The sequence below is a fragment of the Pseudomonas sp. R3-18-08 genome, assembly GCF_003852065.1.
In the GTDB taxonomy this organism is placed as follows: domain Bacteria; phylum Pseudomonadota; class Gammaproteobacteria; order Pseudomonadales; family Pseudomonadaceae; genus Aquipseudomonas.
Genome location: NZ_CP027729.1, coordinates 5,155,756 through 5,173,831 on the forward strand (window position 1 = coordinate 5,155,756; position 18,076 = coordinate 5,173,831).

An 18,076-nucleotide genomic window follows, 5' to 3' on the forward strand; every position below is an offset into this window, starting at 1 on the left:
ATTTCTCCGACCCCTAGTCCTTAGACTTCCACAGCGCGTTCGAGAACATCAACCAATGCCCAAGACTTGGTCTTGGCCAGCGGACGAGTTTCACGAATAGTGACTTTGTCGCCGATGTGGCACTGATTGGTTTCGTCGTGCGCGTGCAGCTTAGTCGAACGCTTAACATATTTACCGTAGATCGGGTGCTTAACGCGACGCTCGATCAAAACGGTGATGGTTTTGTCCATCTTGTCGCTGACAACACGGCCAGTCAGCGTACGGACAGTCTTTTCGGCTTCAGCCATGATCACTTACCTGCCTGCTGGTTGAGCACAGTCTTCACGCGAGCGATGTCGCGCTTAACTTGCGAGAGCAGATGAGACTGCCCCAACTGGCCAGTTGCTTTCTGCATGCGCAGATTGAACTGGTCGCGCAGCAGGCCGAGCAGTTGCTCGTTCAGCTGCTGTGCGGATTTTTCACGAAGTTCATTCGCTTTCATCACATCACCGTCCGTTTAACAAAGGCGGTGGCGAGCGGCAGCTTTGCAGCAGCCAGGGCAAAAGCCTCACGCGCCAGCTCTTCAGTTACACCCTCGATTTCATACAGGACTTTGCCTGGCTGAATCTGGGCTACCCAGTATTCCACGTTACCCTTACCTTTACCCATCCGAACCTCGAGAGGTTTTTTGGAGATCGGCTTGTCCGGGAATACACGGATCCAGATCTTGCCGCCACGTTTTACGTGACGGGTCAGAGCACGACGCGCTGACTCGATCTGACGAGCGGTGAGACGACCACGAGCTACAGACTTCAGCGCGAACTCGCCGAAGCTGACTTTGCTACCGCGCTGAGCCAGACCACGGTTGTGGCCTGTCATCTGCTTGCGGAACTTCGTACGCTTTGGTTGCAACATTTGGCGTACCCCTTACTTAGCAGCTTTTTTACGAGGCGCTGGTGCTTGTGGTTTCAGTTCTTCTTGGCGACCACCAATTACTTCGCCTTTGAAGATCCAAACCTTTACACCGATCACACCGTAAGTGGTGTGAGCTTCGTAGTTGGCATAGTCGATGTCGGCACGCAGGGTGTGCAATGGCACACGACCTTCGCGATACCATTCAGTACGTGCGATTTCAGCACCGCCGAGACGACCGCTCACTTGGATTTTGATGCCTTTGGCACCAATGCGCATGGCGTTCTGTACAGCGCGCTTCATAGCGCGACGGAACATGACACGACGCTCCAGCTGCTGAGCTACGCTCTGCGCAACCAGCATACCGTCGAGCTCCGGCTTGCGGATCTCTTCGATATTGATGTGCACAGGCACACCCATTTGCTTGGTCAGGTCCTGACGCAGTTTCTCAACATCTTCACCTTTCTTCCCGATAACGATACCTGGACGAGCGGTGTGGATGGTGATACGTGCGGTTTGCGCCGGGCGATGGATATCGATACGGCTTACGGACGCGCTTTTTAGTTTGTCTTGGAGATACTCACGCACCTTCAGATCAGCGAACAAATAGTCCGCATAAGTCCGGCCGTCTGCATACCAGACGGAGGTGTGTTCCTTGACGATTCCCAGGCGAATGCCAATGGGATGTACTTTCTGACCCATCTCTTCGACTCCGTTACTTGTCAGCAACCTTGACAGTGATATGGCAAGACCGCTTGACGATGCGATCAGCACGGCCTTTGGCACGTGGCATGATGCGCTTCAGCGAACGCCCTTCGTTGACGAAAACGGTGCTGACCTTCAGGTCATCAACGTCTGCGCCTTCGTTATGCTCGGCGTTGGCTACGGCCGACTCCAGCACTTTCTTCATGATCTCGGCGGCTTTCTTACTGCTGAAAGCCAACAGGTTGAGCGCTTCGCCCACCTTCTTCCCGCGGATCTGGTCGGCGACCAAGCGGGCTTTCTGGGCGGAGATTCGAGCGCCCGACAACTTAGCGGCTACTTCCATTTCCTAACCCCTTAACGCTTGGCTTTCTTGTCTGCCACGTGCCCACGATAAGTGCGGGTACCGGCAAACTCGCCCAGTTTGTGGCCGACCATGTCTTCGTTAACGAGAACTGGGACGTGTTGACGACCGTTGTGTACTGCGATGGTCAAACCGACCATTTGTGGCAGGATCATCGAACGACGCGACCAGGTTTTAACTGGTTTGCGATCGTTCTTTTCCGCCGCCACTTCGATCTTCTTCAGTAGGTGAAGATCAATAAAAGGACCTTTTTTCAGAGAACGTGGCACTGTCGTATCCCTCTATTTACTTGCGACGACGGACGATCATTTTGTCGGTACGCTTATTACCACGAGTCTTCGCGCCCTTAGTCGGGAAGCCCCATGGCGATACCGGATGACGACCACCAGAGGTACGACCTTCACCACCACCGTGTGGGTGGTCAACCGGGTTCATGGCAACACCACGAACGGTTGGGCGAACGCCACGCCAGCGTTTGGCACCAGCTTTACCCAGCGAACGCAGGCTGTGCTCGGAGTTCGAGACTTCACCCAGGGTCGCACGGCATTCAGCCAGTACTTTACGCATCTCACCAGAACGCAGACGCAGGGTCACGTAGACACCTTCACGAGCGATCAGCTGAGCCGAAGCACCAGCGGAACGAGCGATTTGCGCGCCTTTACCTGGCTTCAATTCGATGCCGTGTACGGTGCTACCAACTGGAATGTTGCGCAGTTGCAGAGCGTTGCCCGGCTTGATCGGTGCCAAGGCACCTGCGATCAGCTGGTCACCAGCACTCACGCCTTTAGGGGCGATGATGTAGCGACGCTCGCCATCTGCGTACAGCAGCAGAGCGATGTGAGCAGTACGGTTTGGATCGTATTCAATACGCTCGACAGTGGCGGAGATGCCATCTTTGTCGTTGCGACGGAAATCGACCAGACGATAATGCTGCTTATGGCCACCACCGATGTGACGAGTGGTAATACGACCATTGTTGTTACGACCACCAGTCTTCGATTTCTTCTCGAGCAGCGGTGCGTGAGGAGCGCCTTTATGCAGCTCCTGGTTGACCACCTTGACCACAAAACGGCGGCCAGGGGAAGTCGGTTTGCATTTAACGATTGCCATGATGCACCCCTTCCTTACTCAGCACTGCTGCTGAAATCGAGATCTTGGCCTGGCTGAAGGGAGATAACCGCCTTCTTCCAGTCATTACGCTTGCCCAGACCGCGAGCAGTGCGCTTGCTCTTACCCAGAACATTCAGGGTAGTAACACGCTCTACTTTCACGCTGAACAGGCTTTCGACGGCCTTCTTGATTTCCAGCTTGGTTGCGTCAGTTGCAACCTTGAAAACGAACTGGCCTTTCTTGTCAGCCAGAACCGTAGCCTTTTCGGAAACGTGCGGGCCAAGCAGAACTTTAAATACGCGTTCCTGGTTCATCCCAGCAGCTCCTCGAATTTCTTCACGGCCGACACGGTGATCAACACCTTGTCGTATGCGATCAGACTAACTGGATCGGAACCTTGCACGTCACGTACATCAACGTGAGGCAGGTTGCGAGCAGCCAGGTACAGGTTCTGATCAACAGCTTCAGACACGATCAAAACATCGGTCAGGCTCATGTTGGTCAGTTTGCCCAGCAGTTCTTTGGTTTTTGGACTTTCAACAGCGAAGTCCTGAACCACGACCAGACGATCAGTACGCACGAGTTCAGCAAGGATGGAGCGCAGTGCTGCGCGGTACATCTTCTTGTTGAGCTTCTGAGAGTGATCCTGTGGACGAGCTGCGAAAGTGGTACCACCGCCACGCCAGATTGGGCTACGGATAGTACCGGCACGAGCACGGCCAGTGCCTTTCTGACGCCAAGGGCGCTTACCGCCACCACGTACGTCGGAACGGGTCTTTTGCTGCTTGCTACCTTGACGGCCGCCGGCCATGTAGGCCACGACTGCTTGGTGAACCAGCGTCTCGTTGAATTCGCCGCCAAATGTCAGTTCGGAAACTTCGATCGCTTGAGCGTCATTTACATTTAATTGCATGTCAGCTTCCCCTTAACCGCGAGCCTTGGCCGCTGGACGTACAACCAGGTTGCCGCCAGTAGCGCCAGGAACAGCACCCTTGACCAACAACAGATTGCGTTCAGCGTCGACGCGCACTACTTCGAGGGACTGCACGGTCACGCGCTCAGCGCCCATATGACCGGACATTTTTTTGCCCTTGAATACACGACCAGGAGTCTGGCACTGGCCAATAGAGCCCGGGACGCGGTGGGAAACGGAGTTACCGTGAGTGTTGTCTTGACCACGGAAATTCCAACGCTTGATCGTACCCTGGAAGCCTTTACCCTTGGACTGACCGGTTACATCAACCAGTTGACCAGCGGCGAAGATTTCAGCGTTGATCAGATCGCCAGCCTTGTAGTCGCCGTCTTCAAGACGGAACTCCATGACGGTGCGACCAGCTGCAACGTTTGCTTTAGCGAAGTGACCTGCTTGAGCAGCAGTCACGCGCGAAGCACGACGCTCGCCGACAGTGACTTGCACTGCACGATAGCCATCGGTTTCTTCAGTTTTGAACTGGGTGACGCGATTCGGCTCGATCTCAATGACCGTGACCGGAATGGAGACACCTTCTTCGGTGAAAATACGGGTCATACCGCATTTACGACCGACTACACCAATAGTCATGTTGTAAACCTCATGAGTGTACGGGGCTTTCACCCGCTATGGCCGCCCATTTCAGAGCGTTACACGACTAAGACCCAAGTCTTAGCCGAGGCTGATCTGTACTTCCACACCGGCCGCCAGATCAAGCTTCATAAGTGCGTCAACGGTTTTATCCGTTGGCTGGACGATGTCCAGTACGCGCTTATGAGTGCGGATCTCGTACTGGTCACGCGCGTCTTTGTTGACGTGCGGGGAGACCAGAACGGTGAACCGCTCTTTACGGGTAGGCAGTGGAATTGGACCACGCACTTGAGCACCAGTACGTTTCGCGGTTTCCACGATTTCCTGGGTGGATTGGTCGATCAGGCGATGGTCAAAAGCCTTCAACCTGATACGGATTTGCTGATTTTGCATTGGATTTCAGACTCCGGCTGCTATTCCCAGCGAGCGCAATACGCCCGTTAAAAGGAGGCGCAATTCTATAGACGGCCCTGATAGGTGTCAACCCAATAAAAAAGGCCCCCGCTGAGCGGGGGCCTTTTCAAAACATCAGAACTATCTCAGAAGAGATAATTACTCGATGATTTTAGCTACAACGCCAGCACCAACGGTACGGCCGCCTTCACGGATTGCGAAACGCAGACCGTCTTCCATAGCGATGGTTTTGATCAGGGTGACAACCATTTTGATGTTGTCGCCTGGCATTACCATTTCTACGCCTTCCGGCAGTTCGCAGTTACCAGTCACGTCAGTAGTACGGAAGTAGAACTGTGGACGGTAGCCTTTGAAGAACGGAGTGTGACGGCCGCCTTCTTCTTTGCTCAGCACGTACACTTCAGCTTCGAACTTGGTGTGCGGCTTAACCGAACCTGGCTTGACCAGAACCTGGCCACGCTCAACGTCGTCACGCTTGGTACCACGCAGCAGAACGCCGCAGTTCTCGCCAGCACGACCTTCGTCGAGCAGTTTACGGAACATTTCAACACCGGTGCAGGTGGTGACGGTAGTGTCACGCAGACCAACGATTTCCAGTGGATCTTGAACCTTGACGATACCGCGCTCGATACGGCCAGTTACAACAGTACCGCGACCGGAGATCGAGAATACGTCTTCGATTGGCATCAGGAACGGCTTGTCGATAACACGGACTGGATCTGGGATGTAGCTGTCCAGAGTCTCAACCAGTTTACGAACGGACGTGGTGCCCATTTCGTTGTCGTCTTTGCCTTCCAGAGCCATACGAGCAGAACCGATGATGATCGGAGTGTCGTCACCTGGGAAGTCGTAAGTGCTCAGCAGATCGCGCACTTCCATCTCAACCAGTTCCAGCAGCTCAGCGTCGTCTACCAGGTCAGCCTTGTTCAGGTAAACCACGATGTACGGAACGCCAACCTGACGGGACAGCAGGATGTGCTCACGGGTTTGTGGCATCGGACCATCAGCGGCCGAGCAAACCAGGATTGCGCCGTCCATCTGGGCAGCACCGGTGATCATGTTCTTCACATAGTCAGCGTGACCTGGGCAGTCAACGTGAGCGTAGTGACGGATCAGCGAGTTGTATTCAACGTGCGCGGTGTTGATGGTGATACCACGAGCTTTTTCTTCTGGTGCGCTGTCGATTTTATCGAAATCAACGATTGCGGAACCGAATACTTCGGAGCAAACGCGAGTCAGAGCAGCAGTCAGAGTGGTTTTACCGTGGTCAACGTGACCGATAGTGCCAACGTTGACGTGCGGTAGGGAACGATCAAATTTTTCTTTAGCCACGACAATTAACTCCTTGCCTAAAGGACTGAATCAGCCTTGTTTTTTGGATACAGTTTCAGCGATGTGCGCCGGAGCTGTGTTGTATTTTTTGAATTCCATAGAGTAGCTTGCGCGACCCTGAGACATGGAGCGAACGTCGGTCGCATAACCGAACATCTCACCCAACGGAACCTCGGCGCGAATCACTTTGCCGGAAACCGTGTCTTCCATACCCAAGATCATGCCGCGACGACGGTTAAGGTCGCCCATGACATCACCCATATAGTCTTCAGGTGTAACAACTTCTACCGCCATGATTGGCTCAAGCAACTCACCACCGCCCTTCTGGGCCAGTTGCTTGGTTGCCATGGAGGCAGCCACCTTAAACGCCATCTCGTTGGAGTCGACGTCGTGGTAAGAACCGTCAAAAACGGTTGCTTTCAGGCCGATCAGCGGATAGCCGGCAACAACACCGTTCTTCATCTGCTCTTCGATACCCTTCTGGATAGCAGGGATGTATTCCTTAGGAACAACACCACCTACTACTTCGTTCACGAATTGCAGACCTTCCTGACCTTCGTCAGCAGGAGCAAAACGGATCCAGCAGTGACCGAACTGACCACGACCGCCGGACTGACGAACGAACTTGCCTTCGATTTCACAGCTCTTCGTGATGCGCTCACGATAGGAAACCTGAGGCTTACCGATGTTGGCTTCGACGTTGAACTCACGGCGCATCCGGTCAACCAGGATGTCCAGGTGAAGCTCGCCCATGCCCGAGATGATCGTTTGACCAGTCTCTTCATCAGTCTTGACGCGGAAAGATGGATCTTCCTGAGCAAGCTTGCCCAGAGCGATACCCATTTTTTCCTGGTCATCCTTGGTCTTAGGCTCAACGGCAACCGAAATAACCGGCTCCGGGAAGTCCATGCGAACCAGGATGATTGGCTTGTCAGCGTTGCACAAGGTTTCACCGGTGGTGACGTCCTTCATGCCGATCAAGGCCGCGATGTCACCAGCGCGTACTTCCTTGATCTCTTCGCGGGCGTTTGCATGCATTTGCACCATACGACCCACGCGCTCTTTCTTGCCTTTAACCGAGTTGATTACGCCGTCGCCGGAGTTCAACACGCCCGAGTAAACGCGGACGAAGGTCAAGGTACCCACGAATGGGTCAGTGGCAATTTTAAATGCCAGAGCGGAAAACGGTTCTGCGTCGTCTGCATGACGCTCCAGCTCGATAGTCTCGTCATCCGGGTCGGTACCCTTGATGGCAGGAATATCAACCGGTGCCGGCAGGTAGTCGATCACAGCATCGAGAACCAGGGGAACGCCCTTGTTCTTGAACGAGGAGCCACAAACAGCCAGGACGATCTCACCAGCGATAGTACGCTGACGCAGAGCAGCCTTGATTTCCACGTTGGTGAGTTCTTCACCTTCGAGGTACTTGTTCATCAGCTCTTCGTTGGCTTCGGCCGCAGCTTCAACCATGTTGTTGCGCCATTCGTCAGCCAGTTCCTGCAGTTCAGCAGGGATAGGCTTGCGAACAGGAACCATACCTTTGTCGGCATCGTTCCAATAGACAGCTTCCATGGTCAGCAGATCGATCTGGCCCTGGAAATTATCTTCGGAACCGATAGCCAACTGGATCGGCACCGGAGTGTGACCCAGACGTTGCTTGATCTGACCGATCACGCGCAGGAAGTTGGCACCAGCACGGTCCATCTTGTTTACGTAAACAAGACGTGGAACGCCGTATTTGTTGGCTTGACGCCATACGGTTTCCGACTGTGGCTCAACACCCGAGGTACCGCAGAACACAACGACAGCGCCGTCGAGTACGCGCAGGGAACGTTCAACTTCAATGGTGAAGTCTACGTGGCCCGGGGTATCGATTACGTTGAAGCGGTGCTCGTCTTTGTATTGCTTCTCGGAACCTTTCCAGAAGGCGGTAATAGCAGCAGAAGTAATGGTAATACCACGCTCCTGCTCCTGAACCATCCAGTCTGTGGTCGCGGCGCCGTCATGCACCTCGCCCATCTTGTGACTTTTGCCGGTGTAAAACAGTACGCGCTCGGTGGTGGTGGTTTTACCAGCATCCACGTGAGCGACGATACCGATATTACGGTAGCGGCTAATCGGAGTAGTACGAGCCATAAAGCCCTCGCAAAATTAGTGAAGCTAAAATTAGAAGCGGTAGTGCGAGAAAGCTTTGTTAGCTTCAGCCATACGGTGCACGTCTTCACGCTTCTTAACAGCAGCACCTTTACCTTCAGCAGCGTCCAACAGTTCGCCGGCCAAACGCAGGGCCATAGACTTCTCGCCGCGCTTACGGGCGAAGTCTACCAACCAGCGCATTGCCAGAGCGTTACGACGGGACGGACGAACTTCAACCGGAACCTGGTAAGTAGCACCGCCTACACGGCGCGACTTCACTTCGACCAGCGGAGCGATGGCGTCGAGAGCTTTCTCGAAGATTTCCAGGGGGTCGCTGTTCTTGCGTTCTTTAACCTTTTCCAGCGCGCCATAAACGATACGCTCGGCAACGGCTTTCTTGCCGCTTTCCATTACGTGGTTCATGAACTTGGCCAGAATTTGGCTTCCGTATTTTGGATCGTCAAGCACTTCGCGCTTGGCTGCTACGCGTCTTCTTGGCATGGATAAGCCCTCAAACGGTCTTCAGGTTCGCTCGGAATCGGTGCCCTTTCGGGACGCCTCCGACCTTACTCTTATCGACTCAGAAAATAAGATGATTCAGGTTTACAAAAAGCCGTTACTACTTAGGCTTCTTGGTACCGTACTTCGAACGACCCTGGTTACGACCTTTAACGCCGGAAGTATCCAAGGAGCCGCGTACGGTGTGATAACGAACACCTGGCAAGTCTTTTACACGACCGCCGCGGATCAGTACCACGCTGTGCTCTTGCAGGTTGTGGCCTTCACCGCCGATGTACGAGGAAACCTCGAAACCGTTGGTCAGGCGCACACGGCATACTTTACGCAGTGCCGAGTTAGGTTTTTTCGGCGTGGTGGTATACACACGGGTGCATACGCCACGACGTTGCGGGCAGTTCTGCAGCGCAGGCACGTCGGATTTCTCGACGATACGCTTACGCGGCTGACGTACCAGCTGGTTGATAGTTGCCATCTACTAGCTCCACTGTTGTCTTGCGACGCTATTGTCTTGCAAGAAAAGCAAAATGGCAGGAACGAATTCCCGCCAAATTTAGGGGTACAAGAGTCTAAAGAGGATCTTGCCCCCAGTCAAGGCAAGGCCCCGACCTCCCCGCCCGTCGAACCGGGGCAAAAATGCCTCGATCCGACGAATGGGGCTGCCAGGGCCCGGACTTATTTATCGCAGAACTCAGTTACCGCTTGAGTTCAGCGCTTCGGTCAGTGCAGCTTCCACTTCACTGGCGCTTACGCGCAACGGCTTGTCAGCGTCACGGCGGCGCTTGCGCTCGCTGTGGTAAGCCAAACCGGTACCAGCCGGGATCAGACGACCCACGACCACGTTTTCTTTCAGGCCGCGCAGGTAATCGCGCTTGCCGGTTACCGCTGCTTCGGTCAGTACGCGAGTGGTCTCCTGGAAGGAGGCCGCCGAGATGAACGACTCAGTGGACAACGACGCCTTGGTGATACCCAGCAGCACGCGAGTGAACTTGGAAACGAATTTCTCGTCGCCAGCCAGACGCTCGTTCTCTACGAGTACGTGAGTCAATTCCATCTGGTCGCCCTTGATGAAACTGGAATCGCCGGATTCAGCGATTTCAACTTTACGCAACATCTGACGCAGGATGGTCTCGATGTGCTTATCGTTGATCTTCACGCCTTGCAGACGATAAACGTCCTGGATCTCGTTAACGATGTACTTGGCCAGCGCACTCACACCCAGCAGACGCAGGATATCGTGTGGGTCGCTCGGGCCGTCGGAGATAACTTCGCCGCGGTTTACCTGTTCGCCTTCAAAGACGTTCAGGTGACGCCACTTCGGAATCAGCTCTTCGTACGGATCGCTACCGTCGTTCGGAGTAATGACCAGACGACGCTTGCCCTTGGTCTCTTTACCGAACGCGATGGTGCCGCTGACTTCAGCCAGAATCGACGCTTCTTTCGGACGACGAGCTTCGAACAAGTCGGCAACACGCGGCAGACCACCGGTGATGTCTCGAGTCTTCGAAGTTTCTTGCGGGATACGCGCGATAACATCACCGATCGCGATCTTCGCACCATCCGCTACACCGACCAGGGCGTTGGCTGGCAGGAAGTACTGAGCGATTACGTCAGTGCCTGGCAGCAACAAGTCCTTGCCGTTGTCATCGACCATCTTCACGGCAGGACGGATGTCTTTACCGGCAGCTGGACGATCTTTCGCGTCGAGTACTTCAATGTTGGTCATACCGGTCAATTCGTCAGTCTGACGCTTGATCGTGATGCCTTCTTCCATGCCCACGTAGGTCACGGTACCTTTCATTTCGGTAACGATTGGGTGAGTGTGCGGATCCCACTTGGCCACGATTGCGCCAGCGTCGACCTTGTCACCTTCTTTAACCGAAATCACAGCACCGTACGGCAGCTTGTAACGCTCACGCTCACGACCGTAGTCATCAGCGATTGCCAGCTCACCGGAACGGGACACAGCAACCAGGTGGCCATCCACTCGCTCAACGTGTTTCAGGTTGTGCAGACGGACAGTACCGCCATTCTTCACCTGAACGCTGTCGGCTGCGGAGGTCCGGCTTGCCGCACCACCGATGTGGAACGTACGCATGGTCAGCTGGGTACCCGGCTCACCGATGGACTGGGCAGCGATAACGCCGACCGCTTCACCGATGTTCACCTGGTGACCACGAGCCAGGTCACGGCCGTAGCACTTGGCGCAGATGCCATAGCGGGTTTCACAGCTGATCGGCGAACGAACGATCACTTCGTCGATGCTGTTGAGTTCGATGAACTCGACCCACTTCTCGTCTACCAGAGTGCCGGCAGGAACGATAACTTCCTCGGTACCCGGCTTGAAGACGTCACGGGCAATAACACGACCCAATACGCGCTCACCCAGTGGCTCTACAACGTCACCGCCTTCAATGTGCGGAGTCATCACCAGGCCATGCTCGGTGCCGCAATCGATCTCGGTTACAACCAGATCCTGGGCAACGTCTACCAGACGACGCGTCAGGTAACCGGAGTTAGCGGTTTTCAACGCGGTATCCGCCAGACCTTTACGAGCACCGTGAGTGGAGATGAAGTACTGGAGTACGCTCAACCCTTCACGGAAGTTCGCTGTAATCGGCGTCTCGATGATAGAACCGTCCGGCTTGGCCATCAGGCCACGCATACCGGCGAGCTGACGGATCTGCGCAGCAGAACCCCGTGCGCCCGAGTCGGCCATCATGTACATCGAGTTGAAGGATTCCTGGTCAACTTCGTCGCCGTGACGGTCGATGACTTTCTCTTTCGAGAGGTTGGCCATCATCGCCTTGGAAACTTCGTCGTTGGCCTTGGACCAAAGGTCGATCACCTTGTTGTACTTCTCGCCCTGGGTTACCAGGCCGGAGGCGTACTGGCTCTCGATCTCTTTCACTTCATCGGTTGCAGCCGCGATGATGCGAGCTTTTTCATCTGGGATAACAAAGTCGTTAACACCGATGGAAACGCCGGAAATGGTCGAATAAGCAAAACCGGTGTACATCAACTGGTCAGCGAAGATCACGGTCTCTTTCAAACCAACCACGCGGTAGCACTGGTTGATCAGCCTGGAGATCGCCTTTTTCTTCATTGGCAGGTTGACGACGTCGTACGACAAACCTTTTGGTACAACCTGATACAACAGCGCACGGCCGACAGTCGTGTCGACGATACGAACATTGCTCACGCTGCCGCCGTCACGGTCGTTGACGGTTTCGTGAATCCGCACTTTGACCTTGGCGTGCAGTGCGGCTTCGCCGGCACGGAACACACGGTCAACTTCCTGCAGGTCAGCGAACACACGACCTTCACCCTTGGCGTTGATCGCTTCACGGGTCATGTAGTACAGACCCAATACAACGTCCTGCGACGGAACGATGATTGGCTCACCGTTGGCTGGCGACAGGATGTTGTTGGTCGACATCATCAACGCACGCGCTTCCAACTGGGCTTCCAGTGTCAGCGGAACGTGCACGGCCATTTGGTCGCCGTCGAAGTCGGCGTTGTACGCAGCACAGACCAGAGGGTGCAGCTGGATAGCCTTGCCTTCGATCAGTACCGGTTCAAACGCCTGGATACCCAGACGGTGAAGGGTCGGTGCACGGTTGAGGAGAACCGGGTGTTCGCGAATCACTTCAGCGAGAACGTCCCAAACCTCTGGCAGCTCGCGCTCGACCATTTTCTTGGCCGCTTTGATGGTGGTCGCAAGACCGCGCATTTCCAGCTTGCCGAAGATGAACGGCTTGAACAGCTCGAGCGCCATCTTCTTAGGCAGACCGCACTGGTGCAGACGCAGGGTCGGGCCTACGGTAATTACCGAACGACCGGAGTAGTCAACACGCTTACCGAGCAAGTTCTGACGGAAACGACCTTGCTTACCCTTGATCATGTCAGCCAGGGATTTCAGAGGACGCTTGTTGGAACCGGTGATAGCGCGGCCACGACGACCGTTGTCGAGCAAGGCGTCGACCGCTTCTTGCAACATACGCTTTTCGTTGCGCACGATGATGTCCGGAGCGGACAGATCGAGCAGGCGCTTCAAGCGGTTGTTACGGTTGATCACGCGGCGGTACAGGTCGTTGAGGTCGGACGTCGCGAAACGACCACCGTCCAACGGTACCAGCGGACGCAGATCTGGCGGCAGAACCGGCAGAACGGTCAGCACCATCCACTCTGGCAAGTTGCCGGAACCCTGGAAGGCTTCCATCAACTTCAGACGCTTGGACAGCTTCTTGATCTTGGTTTCGGAGTTGGTTTGCGGAATTTCTTCGCGCAGACGGCCAATCTCGTGTTCCAGGTCGATAGCGTGCAGCAGTTCGCGGACAGCTTCGGCACCCATGCGGGCATCGAAATCATCACCGAACTCTTCCAGCGCTTCGAAGTACTGCTCGTCATTGAGCAGCTGACCTTTTTCAAGGGTGGTCATGCCTGGGTCGATAACGACATAGCTCTCGAAGTAGAGAACGCGTTCGATATCACGCAGGGTCATGTCCATCAGCAAGCCGATACGGGACGGCAGCGATTTCAGGAACCAGATGTGGGCAACCGGCGAAGCCAGTTCGATGTGCGCCATGCGCTCACGACGAACCTTGGCCAGCGCAACTTCAACGCCGCACTTCTCGCAGATCACACCACGGTGCTTCAAGCGCTTGTACTTACCGCACAGGCACTCGTAATCCTTTACCGGGCCAAAGATCTTGGCGCAGAACAGGCCGTCACGCTCAGGTTTGAACGTACGGTAGTTGATGGTTTCCGGCTTTTTAACTTCACCGAACGACCACGAACGGATCATCTCAGGCGATGCCAGTCCAATACGGATGGCGTCGAACTCTTCGACTTGACCCTGGTTTTTCAGCAAATTCAGTAGGTCTTTCAAGGCCTTTCCTCCTGGCGGAGCAGAGAGCGGGCATCACTGCCCCGCTCTCGATTCGCGTCACGTGTTATTCGGTTTCCAGATCGATATCGATGCCGAGGGAACGAATTTCTTTGATCAACACGTTGAAAGACTCGGGCATGCCCGGCTCCATACGGTGATCGCCGTCCACGATGTTTTTGTACATCTTGGTACGACCGTTCACATCGTCCGACTTCACTGTGAGCATTTCTTGCAGAGTGTATGCAGCACCGTATGCTTCCAGTGCCCAGACCTCCATCTCCCCGAAACGCTGACCACCGAACTGAGCCTTACCACCCAGCGGCTGCTGGGTAACCAGGCTGTACGAACCGGTAGAACGAGCGTGCATCTTGTCGTCTACCAAGTGGTTCAGCTTCAGCATGTACATGTAGCCAACAGTAACCGGGCGCTCGAACTTGTTGCCGGTACGGCCATCGAACAGTTGCATCTGGCCGCTTTCCGGCAGGTCTGCCAGTTTCAGCATGGCCTTGATTTCGCTTTCCTTGGCACCGTCGAACACCGGGGTAGCCATTGGAACGCCGCCGCGCAGGTTCTTCGCCAGATCCAGGATTTCCTGGTCGGTGAAGGTGTCCAGTTCTTCGTTGCGACCGCCGATCTCGTTGTAGATCTCGTGCAAGAACTTGCGCAGGTCTGCGACCTTGCGCTGCTCTTCGATCATACGGTTGATCTTCTCGCCCAGACCTTTGGCCGCGAGGCCCAGGTGGGTTTCGAGGATCTGACCAACGTTCATACGCGAAGGTACGCCCAATGGGTTGAGGACGACGTCGACCGGGGTGCCATTGGCATCGTGCGGCATGTCTTCAACCGGCATGATCACGGAGACCACACCCTTGTTACCGTGACGACCGGCCATCTTGTCGCCCGGCTGGATGCGACGACGGATTGCCAGGTAAACCTTGACGATTTTCAGCACACCCGGAGCCAGGTCATCGCCCTGCTGCAGTTTGCGCTTCTTGTCTTCGAACTTGTCGTCCAGCAGACGGCGGCGATCAACGATGTAGGCCTGGGCCTTCTCGAGCTGCTCGTTCAGAGCATCTTCAGCCATGCGCAGTTTGAACCACTGGCCGTGCTCAAGACCGTCGAGGATTTCATCGGTGATGTCCTGACCTTTCTTCAGACCTGCGCCGCCTTCAGCCTTGTGGCCTACCAGAGCGGAGCGCAGACGTTCGAAGGTCGCGCCTTCAACGATACGGAACTCTTCGTTGAGGTCCTTGCGGATCTCGTCGAGTTGAGTCTTCTCGATGGACAGTGCACGAGCATCACGCTCAACACCGTCGCGGGTGAAGACCTGTACGTCGATGACAGTACCCTTGGTACCGGTAGGTACACGCAGGGAGGTGTCTTTAACATCGCTGGCTTTTTCACCGAAGATGGCACGCAGCAGCTTCTCTTCCGGAGTCAGCTGGGTCTCGCCTTTCGGGGTGACCTTACCGACCAGGATGTCGCCAGCGCCAACTTCAGCACCTACATAAACGATACCGGCTTCGTCCAGCTTGTTCAGTGCAGCTTCACCCACGTTCGGGATGTCTGCAGTGATTTCCTCTGGCCCAAGCTTGGTGTCACGCGCCACACAGGTCAGTTCCTGGATGTGGATCGTGGTAAAGCGATCTTCTTGAACAACTCGTTCCGACAGGCAGATGGAGTCTTCGAAGTTGTAACCGTTCCAGGCCATGAACGCGATGCGCATGTTCTGACCCAGTGCCAGCTCACCCATGTCGGTGGACGGGCCGTCAGCCATGATGTCGCTACGCTGAACGCGATCACCCTTACGCACCAGCGGACGCTGGTTAATGCAGGTGTTCTGGTTCGAACGGGTGTATTTGGTCAGGTTGTAGATGTCGACGCCGGCTTCACCGGTTTCAACTTCGTCATCTGCAACACGAACCACGATACGGCTGGCATCAACGGAGTCGATCACGCCGCCACGACGAGCCACGACGCAAACGCCGGAGTCACGGGCTACGTTACGTTCCATGCCGGTACCTACCAGCGGCTTGTCGGCTCGCAGGGTCGGTACAGCTTGACGCTGCATGTTGGAACCCATCAACGCACGGTTGGCGTCATCGTGCTCCAGGAAAGGGATCAGCGACGCTGCAACCGAAACTACCTGCTTGGGCGATACGTCCATCAAGGTGACGTCTTCCGGCGCCTTGACGGTGAACTCGTTCAAGTGACGAACGGCTACCAGCTCGTCGATCAGGACTTTCTTGTCGTTCATCGTGGCCGAAGCCTGAGCGATCACGTGATCAGCTTCTTCGATGGCGGACAGGAACACGATCTCGTCGGTGACCAGACCTTCCTTCACCACACGGTACGGGCTCTCAAGGAAGCCATACTGGTTGGTGCGCGCATAAGCGGCCAGGGAGTTGATCAGACCGATGTTCGGACCTTCCGGCGTTTCGATCGGGCATACACGACCGTAATGCGTCGGGTGTACGTCACGGACTTCAAAGCCAGCGCGCTCACGGGTCAGACCGCCCGGGCCAAGTGCGGAGACACGGCGCTTGTGGGTGATCTCGGAGAGCGGGTTGTTCTGGTCCATGAACTGCGAGAGCTGGCTGGAACCGAAGAACTCTTTCACCGCTGCAGCCACTGGCTTGGCGTTGATCAGGTCTTGCGGCATCAGGCCTTCGCTTTCAGCCATCGACAGACGCTCTTTGACCGCACGCTCAACACGTACCAGGCCAACGCGGAACTGGTTCTCGGCCATTTCGCCTACGCAGCGAACACGACGGTTACCCAGGTGGTCGATGTCATCGACAATGCCTTTGCCGTTACGGATGTCGACCAGGGTCTTCAGTACCGCGACGATGTCTTCCTTGCACAGCACGCCCGAACCTTCGATTTCGGTACGACCGATACGACGGTTGAACTTCATCCGGCCGACCGCAGACAGGTCATAGCGCTCAGGGCTGAAGAACAGGTTGTTGAACAGGGTCTCGGCAGCGTCTTTGGTTGGCGGCTCACCAGGACGCATCATGCGATAGATCTCGACCAGCGCTTCCAATTGGTTGCTGGTGGAGTCGATCTTCAGCGTGTCGGAGATGAACGGACCGCAGTCGATGTCGTTGGTGTACAGGGTCTCGATGCGAACGACCTGGGCCTTGGCAATTTTGGCCAGGATCTCGGTGTTCAGCTCGGTGTTGCACTCAGCCAGGATTTCGCCTGTAGCCGGGTGAACGATGACCTTGGCGGTAGTGCGGCCCAGGACGTAGTCCAGCGGCACTTCCAACTCTTTGAGACCGGCTTTTTCGATCTGGTTGATGTGGCGCGCGGTAATACGACGGCCAGCTTCAACAATGACCTTGCCTTTTTCATCCTGGATGTCCAGGACGGCAATTTCACCACGCAGACGCGAAGCGATCAGCTCCAGCTTGAGGGTTTCATCCTTCAGGCTGAATACGTTGGTGGTGTAGAAGGCGTCCAGCACTTGCTCAGTGGTATAGCCGAGCGCGCGCAGCAGTACCGAGGCCGGCAGCTTGCGACGACGGTCGATACGCACGAACACGCAGTCTTTCGGGTCGAACTCGAAGTCCAACCACGAACCGCGGTACGGAATGATCCGCGCGGAGTACAGGAGCTTACCGGAGCTGTGCGTCTTGCCGCGGTCGTGGTCGAAGAACACGCCCGGGGAACGGTGCAGCTGGGAAACGATTACGCGCTCGGTACCGTTGATAACGAAGGTACCGTTTTCAGTCATCAGTGGGATTTCGCCCATGTAGACTTCTTGCTCTTTGATGTCCTTGATCGCTTTGTTCGACGATTCTTTGTCGAAAATGATCAAACGGACTTTTACCCGCAAAGGTACGGCGTACGTAACACCGCGCAACACGCATTCTTTGACATCAAATGCCGGTTCGCCCAGGCGATAACCGACGTACTCCAGCGCAGCATTGCCGGAGTAGCTGATGATCGGGAAAACGGATTTGAAGGCCGCATGCAGGCCCACGTCGCGGAACTGATCTTTGGTCGCTCCCGCCTGCAAGAATTCACGATACGAATCCAGCTGGATAGCCAGAAGGTACGGGACATCCATGACGTCCGGCAACTTGCTAAAGTCCTTGCGGATACGTTTTTTCTCAGTATATGAGTAAGCCATCAGCGTTCCCCAGCTTGGTCA

General features: G+C 55.4%; 17 protein-coding genes. All 17 read right to left on the reverse strand.

The window, feature by feature from the left end:
- Nucleotides 1-20 precede the first annotated feature (20 nt).
- Complete coding sequence (gene rpsQ, locus C4J92_RS23740; protein ID WP_003176419.1) at nucleotides 21-287, reverse strand: 30S ribosomal protein S17; 267 nt, start codon at nucleotides 285-287, stop codon at nucleotides 21-23.
- A 2-nt stretch (nucleotides 288-289) separates the two neighbouring features.
- On the reverse strand, nucleotides 290-481 hold the full coding sequence (rpmC, locus tag C4J92_RS23745; RefSeq protein ID WP_002555481.1) for a 50S ribosomal protein L29: 192 nt from the start codon (nucleotides 479-481) through the stop codon (nucleotides 290-292).
- A complete protein-coding gene (gene rplP, locus C4J92_RS23750) occupies nucleotides 481-894 on the reverse strand; it encodes a 50S ribosomal protein L16 (RefSeq protein WP_003232424.1) in 414 nt (137 codons plus the stop codon). Before rplP ends, rpmC begins: the two co-directional genes overlap by 1 nt.
- Before the next feature lie 12 nt (nucleotides 895-906).
- Nucleotides 907-1,593, reverse strand: coding sequence for a 30S ribosomal protein S3 (gene rpsC / locus C4J92_RS23755; protein ID WP_003176422.1), 687 nt, complete (start codon nucleotides 1,591-1,593; stop codon nucleotides 907-909).
- Nucleotides 1,594-1,606: 13 nt separating this feature from the next.
- Complete coding sequence (rplV, locus tag C4J92_RS23760) at nucleotides 1,607-1,939, reverse strand: 50S ribosomal protein L22 (protein ID WP_003103908.1); 333 nt, start codon at nucleotides 1,937-1,939, stop codon at nucleotides 1,607-1,609.
- Between the two features lie 11 nt (nucleotides 1,940-1,950).
- Nucleotides 1,951-2,226 (reverse strand): 30S ribosomal protein S19, encoded by a 276-nt coding sequence (gene rpsS, locus C4J92_RS23765; RefSeq protein ID WP_002555486.1) that lies wholly within the window; start codon nucleotides 2,224-2,226, stop codon nucleotides 1,951-1,953.
- A 16-nt stretch (nucleotides 2,227-2,242) separates the two neighbouring features.
- Nucleotides 2,243-3,067, reverse strand: a complete 825-nt coding sequence (gene rplB / locus C4J92_RS23770) for a 50S ribosomal protein L2 (RefSeq protein WP_003176423.1) — start codon at nucleotides 3,065-3,067, stop codon at nucleotides 2,243-2,245.
- A gap of 14 nt (nucleotides 3,068-3,081) precedes the next feature.
- Nucleotides 3,082-3,381, reverse strand: a complete 300-nt coding sequence (rplW, locus tag C4J92_RS23775) for a 50S ribosomal protein L23 (RefSeq protein WP_002555488.1) — start codon at nucleotides 3,379-3,381, stop codon at nucleotides 3,082-3,084.
- Nucleotides 3,378-3,980, reverse strand: a complete 603-nt coding sequence (gene rplD / locus C4J92_RS23780; RefSeq protein ID WP_057014518.1) for a 50S ribosomal protein L4 — start codon at nucleotides 3,978-3,980, stop codon at nucleotides 3,378-3,380. Before rplD ends, rplW begins: the two co-directional genes overlap by 4 nt.
- Nucleotides 3,981-3,992: 12 nt before the next feature.
- Entirely contained in the window at nucleotides 3,993-4,628 is a 636-nt protein-coding gene (rplC, locus tag C4J92_RS23785; protein WP_003176425.1) for a 50S ribosomal protein L3, read from the reverse strand.
- An 81-nt stretch (nucleotides 4,629-4,709) separates the two neighbouring features.
- Nucleotides 4,710-5,021 carry a 30S ribosomal protein S10 gene (rpsJ, locus tag C4J92_RS23790; RefSeq protein WP_003186070.1) on the reverse strand — a complete coding sequence of 104 codons (312 nt, stop codon included), beginning with the start codon at nucleotides 5,019-5,021 and terminating at the stop codon, nucleotides 4,710-4,712.
- Nucleotides 5,022-5,180: 159 nt separating this feature from the next.
- Nucleotides 5,181-6,374: an elongation factor Tu gene (gene tuf / locus C4J92_RS23795; RefSeq protein WP_003176426.1), complete on the reverse strand. Its 1,194-nt coding sequence runs from the start codon at nucleotides 6,372-6,374 to the stop codon at nucleotides 5,181-5,183.
- A gap of 30 nt (nucleotides 6,375-6,404) precedes the next feature.
- Nucleotides 6,405-8,510 (reverse strand): elongation factor G, encoded by a 2,106-nt coding sequence (gene fusA, locus C4J92_RS23800; protein WP_124364614.1) that lies wholly within the window; start codon nucleotides 8,508-8,510, stop codon nucleotides 6,405-6,407.
- 30 nt (nucleotides 8,511-8,540) lie between these two features.
- A complete protein-coding gene (gene rpsG / locus C4J92_RS23805) occupies nucleotides 8,541-9,011 on the reverse strand; it encodes a 30S ribosomal protein S7 (protein ID WP_002555493.1) in 471 nt (156 codons plus the stop codon).
- Nucleotides 9,012-9,129: 118 nt separating this feature from the next.
- Nucleotides 9,130-9,501, reverse strand: coding sequence for a 30S ribosomal protein S12 (rpsL, locus tag C4J92_RS23810; RefSeq protein WP_002555494.1), 372 nt, complete (start codon nucleotides 9,499-9,501; stop codon nucleotides 9,130-9,132).
- Nucleotides 9,502-9,717: 216 nt separating this feature from the next.
- The gene (gene rpoC / locus C4J92_RS23815; protein ID WP_124364615.1) at nucleotides 9,718-13,917 is read right to left on the reverse strand and encodes a DNA-directed RNA polymerase subunit beta'; all 4,200 of its coding nucleotides are present in this window, start codon (nucleotides 13,915-13,917) and stop codon (nucleotides 9,718-9,720) included.
- A gap of 64 nt (nucleotides 13,918-13,981) precedes the next feature.
- On the reverse strand, nucleotides 13,982-18,055 hold the full coding sequence (rpoB, locus tag C4J92_RS23820; RefSeq protein WP_057724824.1) for a DNA-directed RNA polymerase subunit beta: 4,074 nt from the start codon (nucleotides 18,053-18,055) through the stop codon (nucleotides 13,982-13,984).
- Between the last annotated feature and the right edge of the window lie 21 nt (nucleotides 18,056-18,076).